This is a genomic window from Kitasatospora sp. NPDC004272, assembly GCF_053603035.1.
This window is the reverse complement of sequence record NZ_JBSGET010000006.1, coordinates 89,055-106,142: the sequence shown is the minus strand read 5'-3', so window position 1 is coordinate 106,142 and position 17,088 is coordinate 89,055. Positions and strand designations below refer to the sequence as shown.

The window sequence follows — 17,088 nt, the reverse complement described above, 5'->3', positions numbered from 1 at the left end:
TTGCTGGCCCCGGGCGGGGGGGGGGGCGGGCCGGCGGGGCAGCGGGGGGCGGGGGGCCGGGGGCCCGGCTGTGCCGCCCGGGCCCACCGGCCCGTCGGCGGTCACCGCGTGGGCGGATGCCGGAGGTTGGGTCATCGCCGTCCGCTCAGCCGCGCGACCTGCGGTACAGCCGCCGGCCGGTCAGCGCCGCGCCGGCGACCAGCGCCAGCCCGGCCGCCGCGACGCCCGCGGTCTCGCCGCCGCTCCAGCCGACCGAGGCGGTGGCGGCGCCACCGGTGTCGGCCAGGTGGCGGCCGCCCTTGCCGTCGTGGCCCTTGCCACCGCCGTTGCCGCCGCCCTTGCCGTCGCTGCTGCCGCCGCCGCTATTGCCCCCGCCGTTGTCGGCGGCGGCGACCTCCACGGTCAGCGAGTCGACCCGGGTGCCGCCACGTGCGTCCGGGCCGGTGGCCTGGATCGTGTGGGTGCCGGCGGCGGTGCCGGCCGGCAGGGTGACGGTCGTGGTGAACGAGCCGGAGCCGTCGGCGGTGACCTGGCCGAGCACCACGGGGGTCGAGTGCAGTGTCAACTCGACGGTCCCGCCGGGCTGGTAGCCGCCGCCGGTGATGGTGATGCTGCCGCCGGGGGCGAGGTTCTCGGTCTGGCTGGGGGTGGTCAGCGTGCCCGTTTCGACCGGGTAGCTGCCCGCGGCGGGCGCCAGGTCGCCGAAGGCCGGCACGGCCGCTGCGGCGGGTGCGGCCAGCGCGGCGCCGGAGAGGAACAGCAGGGCGGCCGCGCCGCAGCGCAGCACGCCCCTGGGGGGACTGGTCATGGAAGCTCCTGAGGGAGGGGTCGGACCCGGGTGCGATCACCCGGGCTGCCCGCACAGCCATTGACCGTCGTCAGTTCGCTGACGCACCGTCAGTGCGAGATTCACCCGGAGGGCCCGGTGGCCGCTGCGCCGCCCGGGTGGTCCGCGCCGCCCGCCCGGGGTGGCCGCACGGCGGGCCGCCCCCGGTGCGGTACCTGGTCGCCACGACGACAGGACGCCGGGAGCGGCGCGGAGGAAGGCGGAGCGATGGCACGGGAGTTGCGCAGGCGGGCGGCGGACGCGGTGGTGCGGGCGGGCCGGACGTGCTTCAAGGGCACCGCGGTGGGCCGGCTGCCGCTGGCCGGGGCGGTGCTGCGCCGGCTCGTGCAGGCCGGGCACGGCGACGGCGAGGCGCGGGCGGTGTTCCGGGGCGCCGAGCTGGCGGTGCCGACGGCCAGCGCGTCGATCGCGGCGGGCCTGCTCGGCGGCTTCTACGAGGAGCGCGAACTCGACCTGTTCGAGCAGCTGTGCGCGGAGCGCCGCACCGTCGTCGACGTCGGCGCCAACCTCGGCGTGTACGCCTGCCTGGCCACCCGGGCGATGCCCGCCGACGGCCTGCTGGTCTGCTACGAGCCCGCCCCCGAGAACCTGGCCCGGCTGGCGGCCAACCTGCGCCGCAACCCCGGTCGGCCCGGCCCCGCCGTCCGGGTCGAGCCCTACGCGGTCGGCCCGTGCGAGGGCCGCGCCACCCTGCAACTGGCCGAGGACATCGGCCTGCACCGGGTCGCGGCCGGCGGGCCGGGCGGGCGTCCGAGCGGGGCTGCGGACGGCGGGCCGGGCGGGCTGTCGGTGCGTCAGGTCGCGCTGGACGCCCGGCTGCCCGCGCTGTTCGCCGAGCACGGCGGGCCGCGCCCGGTGGACGTGCTGAAGATCGACGTCGAGGGCTACGACGTGCACGCGCTGCGCGGCGCCCGGCGGCTGCTGGCCCGCGACCGGCCGGTGCTGTTCGCCGAGTTCTGCCCGCCGCAGCTGGCCCGGTGCGGGGCGCGGGCCGAGGAGTTCACCGAACTGCTGGCCGAGGCGTACGAGGAGGTCCACGTGGTGGACACCGCCCGGCGCACCGTCACGGCCTGCGCCCCGGCCGCGCTGCTCGCCCCGGCCTACCGCTCGCGGCTGGTCAACGTGGTCGCCGCGGGCCGGGACGAGGACCGGGAACTGCTCGCCCGCTGGGCCGTTCCGAAGGCCCGGGGGCGGGCCCGGGCGGCGCGCTGAGCACGCTGATTCCGCCCGTCCGGGGCTGAGGTTCGCTCATCCGGACGGGCGGAAAACCGGGGTGGTTCCGGTCGGGCGCGGTGGACCCGCGGTTCAGCCGCGGGTCACTCGTGCGGGACCAGGACCACGGGGGCGGTGCTGTGCCGGAGCGCGGCGTGGACGACCGGGCCGAGGCGGTTGCCGAGCAGGTGCGGGTGGCGGCCGATCACCAGCAGGTCGGCGTGCTCGGCGGCGGCCAGCAGCGCGCCCGTGGCGCCGCCGAGATCGGCCTCGACGCACAGTTCGACGTCCGGGTGGGCGGCCCGGGCGGGGGCCAGCAGGCGGTCCAGGTCGGCCTCGATCCGCTCGCCCTGCCGGTCGGCGTCCGGGTCCGGCGGCAGCCAGCCGGGCGTGCTCGCCCACAGCGGCACCATCTCCCAGCCGTGCACCGCCCGCACCCGGCCGCCCGAGCGGGCCGCCTCGGCGAGCGCGAACTCGACGGCGGGCAGCGAGGAGTCGCCCGCCAGGCCCACCACGATCTCCGGCCGTTCCGGCGCTCCGGCGGCCCGCGGCGGCTCCGGGGCGGGCGGCGCGGCCACGGTGGCCGTCATGGTGGCGGTGTCGGGTGCCGTGGCCGTCGCCGCCTGGGCGACGTCCCCGGCCGGAACCGGAACCGGAACGGGGGCCGGAGCGGGCGCCGGCTCGGGGGGCAGGGCCGCCGCCTCCGCGGTGAGCGGGGTGTCCGTCCCGGCGGGCTGCGCGTCCTGGTCGGCCGGCTGTTCCCGGACCAGCACCACCGGGCAGGTGGCGCGGGCGGCGACCGAGCGGACCACCGAGCCGCCCCACAGATCGGTGACGGCGCCCGGGCCGTGCGAGCCGAGCACCGCCAGGTCGTAGTGCGCGGCGGCCTCGACCAGGAGGTCGGCGGGGTCGCCCGCGGCGGCCTGGGTGGTCACCGCCAGGTCGGGGTGCGCGGCGAGCAGTTCCGCCGCGAGGGCCTCCAGGTCGTCGTGCTCGGCCTGCTGGACCGGGTCGGCGCCCGGCCCCTCCGGGTCGGCCGCCCCCAGCCAGGGCCAGACCCGCAGCAGCGTCAGTTCCGCGCCGCGCCGTTCGGCCTCCGCCGCGGCCCAGCGGCCGGCGGCCCGTGCCCGCGGGGAGCCGTCGTACCCGCTCACGATCTTCTGCGTCATGGTCCACGTCCCCTTCTCGCGCCTTCTCGCAGCGGACGGCGTCTCTGCCGTCCGTGGCGTCGACCGGCTACCCCGGGGAGCGGCGGGCATGCCGGGCGGCGGCCCCCCGATCCGTCGGCGGGCCGGCCGGAGGCCGGTTGCACAACGTTGGAAATTCGGCCGCAGAGGCATCACAGCAGGGCGGCCGCAGGTTGTCCAGACCTCCTGCGGGATCGGTGCGACGATCGCGGTGTGCGAGCAGATCGGCGCTGGTGAAGGCGAGTTGACGGCTGTTCAGCGCGCGGAGGTGGGCCGGGCCGGCGGTGCGCGAGTCCTTGACACCGTCTCGACGGATGGCCCATTGTCCCTCTGCAACGTTGGAAACCGGCGGGTAGCCGGTGCGCCCGACGGGCCCCACCCCGTGCTCCTGAGTCCCTCCCCGCTCTCCCCCTCCCCTCCCTCGCACTCGCAGTCAAGGATGTGATCGGGCGTATGAACCTCACCCCCCGCGCCAAGTCCGCCGTCGCCGCGCTGCTCCTCGCCGGGCTGTGCGTCACGGCCTCCGCCTGCACCAACCAGGGCGACGGCGGCTCCTCCGGGCACAGTGCCGCCGCCCCCGACAACACCGCGGCCGCCCAGCAGGTCGTCGCGCCCTCGGCGTCGGCCGCCGGGCCGGGCTGCACCGCGGACGCCTACGGCGCGCCCAAGCTGGACCTGACCGACGGCAAGACGGTGGTCGGGTTCTCCCAGTCGGAGTCCACCAGCAACCCGTTCCGGGCCGCGGAGACCGCCAGCATCGAGGCGGAGGCCAAGAAGCTCGGCGTGAAGCTGATCGAGCGCAACGCGAACGCCGACGTCAACGCCCAGAACGCGCAGATCCAGGACCTGATCGCGCAGGGTGCCCAGGTGCTGATCGTGGCCCCGGAGAACTCGGACGGCCTCGGCCCGGCGCTGGCCGCCGCCAAGGCGAAGAAGATCCCGGTGCTGACCATCGACCGCAGCGTCGGCGGCACCGCCTGCTCCGACTTCGTCGCGTTCATCGGCTCCGACTTCTACGGCCAGGCCGAGATCGCCGCCGACGACCTGGCCGCCGCCACCGGCGGGCAGGCGCACGTGGCGGTCCTCCAGGGCACGCCGGGCAACAACGTCTCGGCGGACCGGACCAAGGGCTTCACCGACCGCCTCGCCGCCAAGTACCCGAACATGCAGGTGGTGGCCGCGCAGACGGCCAACTTCGACCAGACCGAGGGCCAGAAGGTGATGGAGCAGCTGCTCCAGGCCCACCCGGACATCAACGCCGTGTACGCCGAGAACGACGGCATGGCGCTCGGCGCGATCCAGGCGATGCGCTCGGCCGGGAAGACCCCCGGCAAGGACATCAAGATCGTGTCCATCGACGGCATCCGGCAGGCCGTGCAGGGCGTGGTCGACGGGCAGCTGGTCGCCGACATCGAGACCAACCCGCGCTTCGGGCCGCTCGCCTTCCAGTCGCTGAAGGACTTCTACGGCACCGCCGGGGTCCAGCCCAAGGTGATCATCAAGGACGGCCACTTCGCCGCGGACAACGCCAAGCAGGCCCTCGACCAGGGCCTGGTCTACTGACCGCCCGCCGCACCGCCGCCGGGGGCCGCCCGCCCGCGGCCCCCGGCACCCCCGTCCCAGCAGAGCAGGAGGAGGAACCCCCATGGCCCAGGCGGAACGGCCGGACGGCCCCGCCGGCGTGCCCGCACCGACGGAGTCGGCGGCGGCGCCCGTGCTGGCGGCGCGCGGGATCGGCAAGAGCTTCGCGGGCGTCCACGCCCTGCGGGGCGTCGACCTGACGCTCCGCCCGGGGCGGGTGCACGCCCTGGTCGGCGAGAACGGCGCCGGCAAGTCGACGCTGATCAAGGTGCTCACCGGCGTGCACCGGCCCGACACCGGGAGGATCGAACTCGCGGGCCGGGAACGGGAGTTCCGCACCCCGCTGGAGGCGCAGCGGGCCGGGGTCTCGACCGTCTACCAGGAGGTCAACCTGGTCCCGATGATGTCGGTGGCCCGCAACCTGCACCTGGGCCGCGAGCCGCGCCGCCGCGGCCTGCTCGACCTGCGCCGGATGCACCGGGAGGCCGCCGCGCTGCTGCTCCGCTACGGCGTGGACACCGACGTCACCCGGCCGCTGCGCGAACTCGGCCTCGGCGCCCAGCAGATGGTCGCCCTGGCGCGCGCCGTCCAGGTCGAGGCCCGGGTGGTCGTGATGGACGAACCCACCTCCTCGCTGGAGCCCCGCGAGGTCGACACCCTGTTCTCCGTGGTCCGCGACCTCACCGCGCACGGCACCGCCGTGGTGTACGTCAGCCACCGGATGGACGAGCTCTACGCCCTCTGCGACGACGTCACCGTGCTGCGCGACGGCCGCGCCGTGCACACCGGCGAACTCGCCCCGCTGGCCCGCCGCGACCTGGTCGGCCTGATGCTCGGCCGCACCCTGCTCGCCGCCCGGGAACGCACCGCCCGGCACGTGCCCGACCCCGGGGCCCGGCCCGCGCTGCGCGCCCGGGGCCTGTCCGTGCGCCACCGGGTGCACGGCGTCGGCTTCGACCTGCACCGGGGCGAGGTGCTCGGCCTCGGCGGGCTGCTCGGCTCCGGGCGCAGCGAGACCGCCAAGGCCGTGGTCGGCGCGCTCGGCGCGGACGCCGGAACGGTCGAGGTGGACGGCCGCCGGCTGGCCCGGCGCAGTCCCGCCGCCGCGGTCCGGGCCGGCGTGGTGCTGCTGCCCGAGGACCGCAAGGCCGAAGGCATCGTGCCCGGCCTCTCCGTGCGGGAGAACATCGTGCTGGCCGCGCTGCCCCGGCTCTCCCGGGCCGGAATGGTCTCCCGGGCCAGGCAGGACGCGGTGGTGGAGACCTTCATGGCCCGGCTGCGGATCAAGGCCGCGAGCCCCGACCAGAAGGTCGCCGACCTCTCCGGCGGCAACCAGCAGAAGGTCCTGCTGGCCCGCTGGCTCTGCCTCGCCCCCAAGGTCCTGCTGCTCGACGAACCCACCCGCGGCATCGACGTCGGCGCCCGCGCCGAGGTCCGGGCCCTGATCGACGAACTCGCCGCCGACGGCCTCGGCGTCCTGCTGATCTCCTCCGACCCGGAGGAGCTGACCGCCGGCGCCGACCGGGTCCTGGTCCTCAAGGACGGCGCCCCCGTCGACGAACTCACCGGCGACCGGGTCACCCCCGACGACCTGCTCGCCGCCCTCGCCCACGAGACCCGGCCGGGAGCCGGCGACGAGAAGAACGGAGCGCGGCGATGAGCGTTCTCGCCCCCGCGGGGGTGCTGCGCGGGCGGGCCCCGGCGCTGCGGCTGCTGCGGCGCTACGGGGTGTACCTGGCGCTGGGCGTGCTGTTCCTGGCGGCGGTGCTGCTGGACGCCGGGTTCCTGTCGGCGGGGAACGTGCGGATCCAGCTGTTCCAGGTCGCGCCGACGCTGCTGGTCGCGCTGGGGATGGCGCTGGTGATCGGCACCGAGGGGATCGACCTGTCGGTGGGCGCGGTGATCGCGCTGGCCGCCGCCGTCATCCCGCTGTACATCGGCTGGGGGCTACCGGTGGCGCTGCTGGTCGCCGTCGCGCTCGGGGCGCTGGGCGGGCTGGCGGGCGGGGCCATGGTGGCGTTCGCCCGGGTGCAGCCGATCGTGGCGACGCTCGCCCTGATGATCGGACTGCGGGGCCTCGCCTCGCTGGTCAACGGGGCCTCCGCCAAGCCGGTCACCGACCGCGCGCTGCTGACCCTGGGCTCGGACGCCTTCCTGGGCGTCCCGCTGACGGCCTGGCTGGCGGCCGCCTGCGTGGCGCTGACCGCGGTGCTGGTGCACCGCACCACCTTCGGGCGGCAGCTGGTCGCGGTCGGCGACAACCGGCGGGCCGCCCGGCTGGCCGGACTGCCGGTGCGCCGGGTGCTGCTGACGGTGTACCTGCTGTCGGGGGTGCTGGCCGCGCTGGCCGGCGCGGTGATCGTCGGGCACGGCGCCGAGGCCGACCCGGCCAACCAGGGCCGGAACATCGAACTGGACGCGATCACCGCCGTCGTGGTCGGCGGGACCCCGCTCGCCGGGGGCAGCGTCCGGGTGCTGGGCACCGTCGCCGGGGCGCTGTTCATGCAGCTGACCGCCGCCGTGCTCACCCAGCACGACGTGCCCGCCTCCCTCACCAAGATCGTCGAGGCGGTCGTGATCTGCGCCGCCGTCTACGCCTCCCAGGAGCGTGGTACCCGATGACCCCCACCGCCCCCGCGGCCCCCACCGCCCCCGCCCCCGGCGCGGAGACCGCCGCCGAGCGGCTCGCCGCCCGGATCCAGCGGCACGGCGCGCTCACCGTGCTCGCCCTGCTGGTGCTGCTCGCCTCGGTGTTCTCGTCCGGCTTCGCGAGCACCGACAACCTCGGCGCGATCCTCGGCAACAACGCCTTCGTCTGGCTGCTCGCCCTCGGCCTGACCTTCGTGATCCTGACCGGCGGCATCGACCTGTCGGTCGGTTCGATGTACGCGCTCGGCGGCGTCCTCGCCGCCTGGGCCGCCGAGCGGTACGGCACCTGGGCGGCCCTGCTGCTGCCGCTCGCGGTCGGCGCGGCCTGGGGCTGCGTGCACGGACTGCTGGTCGCCCGGGCCCGGATGGCCCCGTTCATCGTCACCCTGGCCGGACTGCTCGGCGCCCGCGGCCTGCTCCAGCTGATCACCGACGAGGGCGCCGACACCCACCTGGTGCCGCGCGGTTCCGCGTTCCGCGCGCTGGGGGAGGGCACCTGGACGCCGGTGCTGATCTCCGCCGCCCTGTTCGGCCTCGGCGCGCTGCTGCTCACCCGCACCCGGTTCGGCGCCACCACCACCGCGATCGGCGGCAACGAGCACGCCGCCACCCTGATGGGCCTGCCGGTCGCCCGCACCAAGGCGCTGGTCTACGTGCTCTCCGCCACGCTCGCCTGCGCGGCCGGCGCACTCGGCGGCGCCCGGCTCGGCTCCGGCGTCACCACCGTCGGCGTCGGCTACGAACTCACCGCCATCGCCGCGGTGGTGATCGGCGGCACCCTGCTCACCGGCGGCAGCGGCTCGGTCGGCGGCACCGTCGCCGGCGTCCTGCTGCTGTCGGTGGTCCACAACCTGATCGACCGCTCCGCCTCCCAGTACGGCTCCGCCGTCACCGACACCGTCAACGGCGGCTTCCTCGCCGCCGTGGTGCTCGCCCAGGCGCTGCTCAACCGGGGACGCCGGGACGAGTGAGCGGCACCCGCCTCCCGCGCCGCGCGCCGATCCGACCGGAACCGAACGAGAGGGGCCGAGGCCCATGGGCGTGAGCCTCAAGGACGTCGCGCTGCGGGCCGGAGTGTCCGTCAAGACCGTCTCCAACGTGGTCAACGACTACCCGCACGTGCGGGCCGGCACCCGCGACCGCGTCCAGCGCGCCATCGACGAACTCGGCTACCGCCCCAACGCCACCGCCCGGCAGCTGCGCACCGGACGCAGCGGCATCATCGCGCTCGCCGTCCCCGAACTCGGCAACCCCTACTTCGCCGACCTCGCCACCGCCGTCATCGACGCCGCCGCCCACCACGCCCACACCGTGCTGCTCGACCACACCGCCGGGCTGCGCGCCAACGAGACCCTGGTCTCCCAGGGCTTCCGCTCCCACCTGATCGACGGACTCATCCTCAGCCCCATCCACCTGGAACGGGAGGACCTGCTGCACCGGCCCGCCCGGCCGCCGCTGGTCCTGCTCGGCGAACGCGAGTACGACGCCCCGTTCGACCACATCGCCATCGACAACGTCGCCGCCGCCCGGCTCGCCGTCCGCCACCTGCTCGGCCTCGGCCGCCGCCGGATCGCCTTCGTCGGCGCCCGCCGCGACAGCCGCCGGCAACCCGCCCACCTGCGCCTGCGCGGCTGGCGCGAGGAACTGCTGGCCGCCGGGCGCACCCCCCGCGAGGACCTGGTGATCGCCACCGACGGCTACGACCGCCTGGACGGCGCCGTCGCCATGACCCGGCTGCTCGACCTGCCCGAACCCCCCGACGCCGTCTTCGCCTACAACGACCTGGTCGCCCTCGGCGCGCTGCGCGTCCTCGCCGAACGCGGAGTCAAAGTCCCCGAACAGGTCGCCGTGGTCGGCTTCGACGACATCGAGGACGGCCGCTACGGCGCCGTCACCCTCACCACCATCGCCCCCGACAAGGCCGCCATCGCCCGCCTCGCCGTCGACTGCCTGATCGCCCGGATCGAGGCCGCCCCCGAACGCACCCCGCCACCGCCCCGCCGGATCCTGCCCGGCCACACCCTGGTGGTCCGCGAATCCACCGCCGGCCGCGCCCCGAACCGCACCTGACCGCCCGCCGACTCCCACCGGAGGAAACCGAGTTGACGCTCCCTTCCGTGACCAGCAGCCCCTTCGGCACCCTGCCCGACGGCACCCCCGTCGCCCGCTGGACGCTCGACTCCGGCACCGGCGTGCGCGCCGAGGTACTGGAACGCGGCGGGATCCTGCACCGCCTCGACGTCCCCGACCCCGACGGGAAGACCGCCAGCGTCGTCCTCGGCCACGACACCCTGGCGGACTACACCGCCGACACCGCCTACCTCGGCGCCCTGATCGGCCGCTACGCCAACCGGATCGCCCACGGCCGCTTCCACCTCGACGGCCGCACCCACCGCGTCCCCGCCACCGACCGCGGCCACGCCCTGCACGGCGGCCCCGACGGCTTCCACCGCCGCCAGTGGCGCGCCACCGCCCGGGCCGCGCCCGACCGCGCCGAACTCCGCCTCGACCTGCACAGCCCCGACGGCGACATGGGCTTCCCCGGCGCCCTGCACGTCACCGCCCGCTACACCCTCGACCGGCGCGGCACCCTGCGCCTCGACTGGACCGCCCGCACCGACCGGCCCACCCCCGTCAACCTCACCCAGCACGCCTACTTCAACCTCGCCGGACCGGGCGGCCATGGCGTCCTCGGCCACCGCCTCGCCGTCGACGCCGACGCCTACCTGCCCGTCGACCCCGCCGCCATCCCGCTCGGCGACCCCGCCCCCGCCGCCGGCACCCCCTTCGACCTGCGCACCCCCGCCCCGCTCGGCGAACGGCTCGCCGACCCGCACCCGCAACTGCGCCGGGCCGGCGGCTACGACCACTGCTTCGTGCTCACCGCACCGCCCGCCCCCGGCGCGCTGCGCCGGGCCGCCCGGCTGCACGACCCGGCCGGCGGCCGCCGGATGGAGGTCTGGACCACCGAACCCGGCCTGCAGGTCTACACCGGCAACGGCCTGGCCGGGAACCCGCACCCCCGGCACGGCGGCCTGTGCCTGGAGACCCAGCACTTCCCCGACTCGCCCAACCGCCCCGACTACCCCGACACCGTGCTGCGCCCCGGCGCGACCCGGCGCAGCACCACCGAGTACCGCTTCCCGCACCTGGAGCCGCGGTGACCGGCCGCCGCTCAGCGCGTCAGGGTGCTGCTCTCCCGCACCACCACCCGGAAGCCCGGCGTGATCCGCCGCCCCGGGCCGGTGTAGCGCCGCTCGATCCGCTCCTCCAGGCAGCGCACCGCCAGTTCGGCGATCAGCCGCTTGTCCGGCGCCACCGTGGTCAGCGACGGGATCGCGTACGCCGCCTCCTCGACGTCGTCGAACCCGACGATCGCCAGGTCCCGCGGTACTCGCAGCCCCGCCTCGTGCGCGGCCCGCAACGCACCCAGCGCCAGCAGGTCGTTGAAGCAGAACACCGCGTCCGGCCGCTCCGGCAGCCGCAGCAGCCGGCGCATCGCGGACGCGCCGTCCGGCCGGAAGTACGCCCGCACCGGCGGCAGCAGCTCCGGGTCCAGCGGCAGCCCGGCGTCCGCCAGCGCCTCCCGGTACCCGGCCAGCCGCTGCTCGGCGGTAGCCCGCGGCGCCGGCTCCTGCCAGCCGATCGCGGCGATCCGCCGGTAGCCCTCGTCCAGTAGGTGCCGGGTCACCTCGCGGGCGCCCGCCACGTTGTCGATGTGCACCCGGTCCGCGACCGGGCCCAGGTCGGCCTCGCCGAGCAGCACCAGCGGGATCTCCCGGGAGCGCGACAGCAGCGCCGCCCGGTCCAGGCCCAGCGGGCTGAGGATCACCCCGTCGATCATCGGGTCGCCCAGACCGGAGGCGATCCGCAGCTCCGCCGCCGGGTCGCCGCCGGTGTCGTCCATCAGCACCGTGATGCCCACCCGGCGGGCCGCCGCGATCACCTCCACCGCCAGCTCCGCGAAGTACGGCGAGGGCAGCTCCGGGAAGGCCAGCGCGATCACCCCGCTGCGGCCGGTGCGCAGCCGGCGGGCCGTCACGTTCGGCTGGTAGCCCAGCTCGTCGACGGCCCGCTGCACCCGCTCGCGGGTCGCCTCGGCGACCGGCACCGTGCCGTTCACCACGTTCGAGACGGTCTTCACCGAGACCCCGGCCAGTTCCGCCACGTCCTTCAACCGCGGCGCCGCAGCACCGCCACCCGGCACGGACACGCCGCACCCTCCTCCCGCCGGCCGGCGCGAGGGAGCGCGGCCGGCCTCGCCACGACGCCGCTCCTACAGCTACTACAACGTGAGAATACAAGGTCGCCGATGAACGGACAGCACCCCGCGCCCCGGAGCCGGGCCCCGCCCCGGCCGCCCCCGAGACCGGTACCGCCCCCTCGCACCCCCACCCAGAAGGAGCGCACCTTGTCCAGCCAAGTGCAGTCACCCGCAAGGCAGTTGTGGCGCAACGCGCGCGCCGCCGCCGCCGTCCTGGCGCTGCTCGTCGCCGCCCTGATCGGCCTGCCCGGCGTCGGCCACGCCGCCACCGCGCTGCCCTGCGACCTGTACGCCTCCGGCGGCACCCCCTGCGTCGCCGCGCACAGCACCACCCGGGCCCTGTTCGCGAACTACGGCGGCCCGCTGTACCGGGTCACCCGGGCCTCCGACGGCGCGAGCACCGACATCGGCCTGCTCGCGGCGGGCGGCTACGCCAACGCCCAGGCGCAGGACCAGTTCTGCAACGGCAGCAGCTGCCGGATCACCCGGATCTACGACCAGACCTCCCGGCACAACGACCTCCTGCCCGGACCCGCGGGCACCGCGGGCGGCGTCGACCGCGGCGCGGACGCCGCCGAGATCGCCGTCACCGCCGGCGGCCACAAGGTCTACGGCGTGTGGATCTCGCCCGGCGTCGGCTACCGCTACACCGGCGTCGCCTCCGGCGTCGCCGTCAACGGCCAGCCCGAGGGCGTCTACATGGTCGCCTCCGGCACCCACGTCGGCGCCGACTGCTGCTTCGACTACGGCAACGCCGAATCCACCCCCGCCGACACCGGCAACGGCCACATGGACGCCGTCTCCATCGCCACCACCTGCTACTTCCCGCCGTGCAGCGGCAGCGGCCCGTGGATCGAGGCCGACCTGGAGAACGGCATGTTCCAGGGCGACAACGGCTCCAACACCGCCAACCTCGGCAACACCAGCCCCTACGTCACCGCCGTCCTGAAGAACAACGGCCAGACCACCTACGCACTCAAGGGCGGCAACGCCCAGTCCGGTGCGCTCACCACCTGGTGGAACGGCGCGCTGCCCAGCCGCCCCGGCTACCGCCCGATGCAGCAGGAGGGCGGCATCATCCTCGGCATCGGCGGCGACAACTCCAACCGGAACCGCGGCACCTTCTTCGAGGGCGCCATGGTGGCCGGCTACCCGGGCGACGCCACCGAGAACGCCGTCCAGTCCAACGTGACCTCGGTCGGCTACGCCGGCCGCACCGACCTGCCGAGCGCCCCGCAGGGCACGATCACCGGCCCCGGCGGCCAGTGCGCGGACGTCGCCGCCGACGACACCGGTGGCAACGGCACCGCCGTCCAGCTGTGGAACTGCCAGACGTACGCCGAGGACCAGCACTGGACGCACAACGCCGACGGCTCGCTCGGCACCATCGGCCGCTGCCTGGACGCCACCGGCAACGGCACGGCCAACGGCACGCTCCTGCAGCTGTGGGACTGCAACGGCGGCGGCGCGCAGAAGTGGGTGCAGCAGGGCGACGGTTCGCTGCTCAACCCGCAGTCCGGGCGCTGCCTGGACGCCCCCAACGGCAACAGCGCCAACGGGACCCGGCTGCAGCTGTGGGACTGCAACGGCGCCGCCGCGCAGAAGTTCACCGTGAACGGCGGCGGCCCCGTCGCCGCCCCCGGCGGGCAGTGCGCGGACGTCGCCGCCGACGACAGCGGCGGCAACGGCTCCGCCGTCCAGCTGTGGAACTGCCAGTCCTACGCGGTCGACCAGCACTGGATCCACCACGCCGACACCTCGCTCGGCACCCTGGGCCGCTGCCTGGACGCCACCGGCAACGGGACCGCCAACGGCACGCTCCTGCAGCTGTGGGACTGCAACGGCGGCGGCGCCCAGAAGTGGGTGCAGCAGGGCGACGGTTCGCTGCTCAACCCGCAGTCCGGGCGCTGCCTGGACGCCCCCAACGGCAACACCGCCAACGGGACCCGGCTGCAGCTGTGGGACTGCAACGGCAGCGCGGCGCAGAAGTTCGCGCTGCGCTGACCGCCGCCCGGAAGTGCTGACCGCCGCCCGGGGGCGCTGAGCGCCGTCGGGCGGCGCCGGCCGGACGTCAGCCGTGCGCGGTGTCGATCACGCAGAAGCGGTTGCCGTCCGGGTCGGCCAGCACCACGAAGTCCGGGTCCGGCGGGTAGCTGTCCCACGCCACCCGCCGGGCCCCCAGCCCCACCAACCGCTCCACCTCGGCGGCCTGGTCGGCGGCGTCCTGCGCGTAGAGGTCCAGGTGCACCCGGGGGCGCACCTGGACCGGGCTCTCGCTGCGGCCCAGCGCCAACTGCACCCCGCCCGGCCGGGGCGGCAGCAGCACCGCCCACCGCTCGTCGCCGTCCCCGCGCGGGACGTACCCCAGCGCGGCCGTCCAGAACGCCACCGCCCGGGGCACGTCCGCCACCCCCAGCACCACCGAACCCATCGTCAACATGCCCCCATCCTGCCGGACTTCGGCTCAACCGGGCGGGCGACGGGCCGCCAGCAGCTCCGGCAGCGGGGCCGGGACGAACTCCAGGCCCTCCTGCGCGGCCTCCGCCGCCAGCGCGGCCGCCTCGGCCGGCCACATCGGGAACTCCTCCCGGACGCTGCGCACCGGCAGGCCGGCCCGCTCCACCCGGTACTCGAAGACCATCCGCAGCACCCCGCGGTCGGGCACCCGGGTCACGTCCGCCCGGTAGCTGTCCACGCCCATCCGGACCGGGCCGAGACCGGCCAAGTCCTCGACGCCGTCCGGGACCCCGACCGGAGGCGGGTCGAACAGCAGCACCCCGCCGGGCACCAGGGCCCGGGCCGCCGCCCGCCACAGGGCGCGCCGGGCCGCCGGTTCCACGCAGCCCACCACGTTGGCGGCGACGGCCAGGTCGGCGACCGCGTCCAGCCCGGCCTCCTCGGCCCGGCCCGGATGGACCGTCAGCCGGGCCCGCCGGTCCGCACCCAGCGCCGCCGCCCGGGACATCAGCACCGTCCGCATGGCCGCCGCCGGTTCGACCGCGTGCACCGGGACGCCCGAGGACTCCAGCAGCACCTGGGTGACGATCCCGGTGCCCGCGCCGAAGTCGACGATCCCGTGCCGGGCCCGCCCCGCCGCCGCGGCGAACCACCGCTCGGCCCGCCGCCGGTCGGGCTCCGCCTGCAGCAGGTCGTAGAACTCTGAACTGACGGCGTAGTCCGTCCCCTCCGCTGTACTCATGCCGTCCACCCTGCCGCACCCGGCCGGTTCCCGGCGCCCCGACAGGCCGCGGGGCCGGGCCGGGCCGGGCTGGGCCGCGCGGGTGAGCGCGGGGCTCCCCGGGGGCGAGGTCCCCGGAGCGGTCCGGGACGGGTGCCAGAGTGACCGTGGCTTACGATCATCAGACCGAGGACGGTGGACGGCAGTGTCCCGTGACACACCCCGATCCTGGCGGGCCGCGGCCCTGCTGGTGGCAACGATCCTGCTGGTACCGGCGGTTCCGGCCGCCGCCGACCCCGCCCCGGCACCCCCCGCCGGGGCCTTCCCCGCCGAGGCTTCCCCCGCCGGAGCGGACACCGCGCTCGACCTGCTGGCCGCGGAGGTCGACGCCGCCCGGCACACCGCCGAGGCCGCCGAACAGCGCTACACCGCCGCGAACGGGGAGTTGACGCACCGCCGGCAGCTCGCCGCGGACGCCGCCCGGCAGGCCGACGAACAGCGCGGACGGCTCGCCGATGCCGAGTCGGAAGCCGCCCGGCTGGTCGCCGACCAGTACCGCAGCGGCGGACTCGGCACCCTGGCCCGGCTGTTCCTCTCCGGCGGACCCGAGGACTTCCTCGACCGGCAGCAGCGCGCCGCCTCCGACTCGCGCAGCGCCGCCACCGTGCTGCGCGACCTGCGCGAGGCCCGCGGCCGGATGGTGCTGCTCGCCGAACAGGCCGCGCAGGCCGAGAAGTCCGCCTCCGACGCCGCCGCCGAGGCCCACCGGGCCCTGGACCGGGCCAAGGAGGACGCCGCCCGCACCGAACGGCTGCTCTCCACCGCCACCGCCGAGCAACTCGGCCTGCTGGAGCAGCGGGAGACCGCCCTCGCCGACGCCGCCGCCCGGCAACTGCTCGCCGCGGGCGCCCTCGGCCCCGGCGGCGGGGCCTCCGCGGCCGGCCGCAAGGCCATCGACTTCGCCCTCGCCCAGCGCGGCAAGCCCTACCTGTGGGGCGGCACCGGCCCGGACGCCTACGACTGCTCCGGCCTCACCTCGCAGGCCTGGCAGGCCGCCGGGATCCCGATCCCGCGCACCAGCCAGCAGCAGTGGGCGGGCCTGCACCGGGTCGCGCTGCGCGACCTGCGCCCCGGCGACCTGGTCATCTACCACGGCGACGCCGGCCACGTCGCCCTCTACCTGGGCGGCGGCACCGTCGTGCACGCCCCGCACACCGGCACCGTGGTCAAGCTCGCCCCCGTCACCATGCTCCCGATCCTGGGCGCCGTCCGCCCGGACCCGGACGCCGCCCCGGCACCCGCCCTGCCCGCCCCGGCCCCGGACCCCGGACGGTCCTGACGCCCGGGGCCGCTGACGGCCCGTCGGGCGGTCCTCGGGTCAGCCGGTCACCGGGTGGACGTAAGTGCCGCCGTCGGTGCGGGGGTTGGCGCCCTCCCAGTGGAAGGTGAGGCGGCCGGTGCCGCCGGGCGGGGTCAGGGCGATGCCGGTGACCTTGAAACCGGCCTGGCCGGGAGCCTCGTGGCGGAGGTAGTCGACGAGCACCAGGGCCGTTCCGCCGGGGGACAGGGTGACGGTGCGGACGGGGGAGTCCGGGCTGCGGGGCAGGGTCCAGGTGCCGGTGTCGCTGAGCAGGTCGACCTGCGGGTAGCCGGTCATGGTGCAGGGCACCGGGCCGAGGTTGGTCAGTTCGATCCGCTCGGTGGCCCGTCCGCCGGGCGGTGCGCTGACGGTGGCCCGCAGGTCGTCGGCGGTGCAGCGGCCGCTGCCGTCGCGCACCGCCTCCACCGGGATCACCGTCGCGGCGGTGGCGGCGGGCGGGGCCGGTGCGGCCGGTGGGGCCAGTGGGGCCGGGCCGGGGGCGCAGGCGGTGAGGACCAGGCCCAGGGCGGCGGTCAGGCCCGCGGTGGCGGACAGACCCATGACGGCGGGCGGGCGGTTCGGGTGCATGGCGGTTGCGGTCCCACTCGTGGTTCGGCGGCCCGTGCGGCGGGGCCGGGGGAGGCTGGCGACCGGTCGGCGCGGGGTGTCCCGGCCCGGTGTGCGGCCATGCTGGCGCAGCCCGATCAACATCGGATCAACGCCGGTGGGCGGCGCCCGCGGAGCCTGTAATTCCGCAGTAACGGCCCCTCCCTACCTTCGGGGAATCCCGCTCCCTCCCTGGAGGATCTC

Annotated in this window: 15 protein-coding genes; 9 read left to right on the top strand and 6 right to left on the bottom strand. The window is 76.2% G+C overall.

Going from position 1 to position 17,088, the window contains the following annotated elements; genetic code table 11:
• Positions 1-145: 145 nt before the first annotated feature.
• On the bottom strand, positions 146-808 hold the full coding sequence (locus ACWEO5_RS04075; RefSeq protein ID WP_452159908.1) for a hypothetical protein: 663 nt from the start codon (positions 806-808) through the stop codon (positions 146-148).
• Positions 809-1,054: 246 nt separating this feature from the next.
• On the opposite strand from ACWEO5_RS04075, the gene ACWEO5_RS04070 reads away from it, so the two are divergent.
• Complete coding sequence (locus tag ACWEO5_RS04070) at positions 1,055-2,059, top strand: FkbM family methyltransferase (protein ID WP_452159906.1); 1,005 nt, start codon at positions 1,055-1,057, stop codon at positions 2,057-2,059.
• A 104-nt stretch (positions 2,060-2,163) separates the two neighbouring features.
• On the opposite strand, the gene ACWEO5_RS04065 is transcribed toward ACWEO5_RS04070, so the two are convergent.
• The gene (locus tag ACWEO5_RS04065; protein WP_452159904.1) at positions 2,164-3,228 is read right to left on the bottom strand and encodes a universal stress protein; all 1,065 of its coding nucleotides are present in this window, start codon (positions 3,226-3,228) and stop codon (positions 2,164-2,166) included.
• Positions 3,229-3,699: 471 nt separating this feature from the next.
• On the opposite strand from ACWEO5_RS04065, the gene ACWEO5_RS04060 reads away from it, so the two are divergent.
• The 6 genes from ACWEO5_RS04060 to ACWEO5_RS04035 all read left to right on the top strand — a co-directional run bounded on the left by ACWEO5_RS04060 (position 3,700) and on the right by ACWEO5_RS04035 (position 10,640).
• Positions 3,700-4,809: an ABC transporter substrate-binding protein gene (locus tag ACWEO5_RS04060; RefSeq protein ID WP_452159902.1), complete on the top strand. Its 1,110-nt coding sequence runs from the start codon at positions 3,700-3,702 to the stop codon at positions 4,807-4,809.
• 82 nt (positions 4,810-4,891) lie between these two features.
• Entirely contained in the window at positions 4,892-6,487 is a 1,596-nt protein-coding gene (locus tag ACWEO5_RS04055) for a sugar ABC transporter ATP-binding protein (RefSeq protein ID WP_452159900.1), read from the top strand.
• A complete protein-coding gene (locus ACWEO5_RS04050; protein WP_344550998.1) occupies positions 6,484-7,449 on the top strand; it encodes an ABC transporter permease in 966 nt (321 codons plus the stop codon). The genes ACWEO5_RS04055 and ACWEO5_RS04050 overlap by 4 nt, the downstream gene beginning before the upstream one ends.
• The gene (locus tag ACWEO5_RS04045) at positions 7,446-8,447 is read left to right on the top strand and encodes an ABC transporter permease (RefSeq protein WP_452159897.1); all 1,002 of its coding nucleotides are present in this window, start codon (positions 7,446-7,448) and stop codon (positions 8,445-8,447) included. Before ACWEO5_RS04050 ends, ACWEO5_RS04045 begins: the two co-directional genes overlap by 4 nt.
• 64 nt (positions 8,448-8,511) lie before the next feature.
• Complete coding sequence (locus ACWEO5_RS04040; RefSeq protein ID WP_452159895.1) at positions 8,512-9,546, top strand: LacI family DNA-binding transcriptional regulator; 1,035 nt, start codon at positions 8,512-8,514, stop codon at positions 9,544-9,546.
• 47 nt (positions 9,547-9,593) lie between these two features.
• Positions 9,594-10,640: an aldose epimerase family protein gene (locus ACWEO5_RS04035; RefSeq protein ID WP_452159893.1), complete on the top strand. Its 1,047-nt coding sequence runs from the start codon at positions 9,594-9,596 to the stop codon at positions 10,638-10,640.
• An 11-nt stretch (positions 10,641-10,651) separates the two neighbouring features.
• On the opposite strand, the gene ACWEO5_RS04030 is transcribed toward ACWEO5_RS04035, so the two are convergent.
• Positions 10,652-11,689 carry a LacI family DNA-binding transcriptional regulator gene (locus ACWEO5_RS04030; protein ID WP_452159891.1) on the bottom strand — a complete coding sequence of 346 codons (1,038 nt, stop codon included), beginning with the start codon at positions 11,687-11,689 and terminating at the stop codon, positions 10,652-10,654.
• Positions 11,690-11,887: 198 nt separating this feature from the next.
• Between ACWEO5_RS04030 and ACWEO5_RS04025 the strand changes: the two genes are divergently transcribed.
• The gene (locus tag ACWEO5_RS04025) at positions 11,888-13,744 is read left to right on the top strand and encodes an arabinofuranosidase catalytic domain-containing protein (protein ID WP_452159889.1); all 1,857 of its coding nucleotides are present in this window, start codon (positions 11,888-11,890) and stop codon (positions 13,742-13,744) included.
• 67 nt (positions 13,745-13,811) lie between these two features.
• Here ACWEO5_RS04025 and ACWEO5_RS04020 read toward each other — a convergent pair whose 3' ends face one another.
• The gene (locus ACWEO5_RS04020) at positions 13,812-14,180 is read right to left on the bottom strand and encodes a VOC family protein (protein WP_452159887.1); all 369 of its coding nucleotides are present in this window, start codon (positions 14,178-14,180) and stop codon (positions 13,812-13,814) included.
• 24 nt (positions 14,181-14,204) lie between these two features.
• Positions 14,205-14,939: a class I SAM-dependent methyltransferase gene (locus tag ACWEO5_RS04015; protein WP_452159885.1), complete on the bottom strand. Its 735-nt coding sequence runs from the start codon at positions 14,937-14,939 to the stop codon at positions 14,205-14,207.
• 184 nt (positions 14,940-15,123) lie between these two features.
• On the opposite strand from ACWEO5_RS04015, the gene ACWEO5_RS04010 reads away from it, so the two are divergent.
• Positions 15,124-16,257: an NlpC/P60 family protein gene (locus ACWEO5_RS04010; protein ID WP_452159883.1), complete on the top strand. Its 1,134-nt coding sequence runs from the start codon at positions 15,124-15,126 to the stop codon at positions 16,255-16,257.
• Positions 16,258-16,296: 39 nt separating this feature from the next.
• Here ACWEO5_RS04010 and ACWEO5_RS04005 read toward each other — a convergent pair whose 3' ends face one another.
• Positions 16,297-16,866 (bottom strand): DUF4232 domain-containing protein, encoded by a 570-nt coding sequence (locus ACWEO5_RS04005; RefSeq protein WP_452159881.1) that lies wholly within the window; start codon positions 16,864-16,866, stop codon positions 16,297-16,299.
• Positions 16,867-17,088 lie beyond the last annotated feature (222 nt).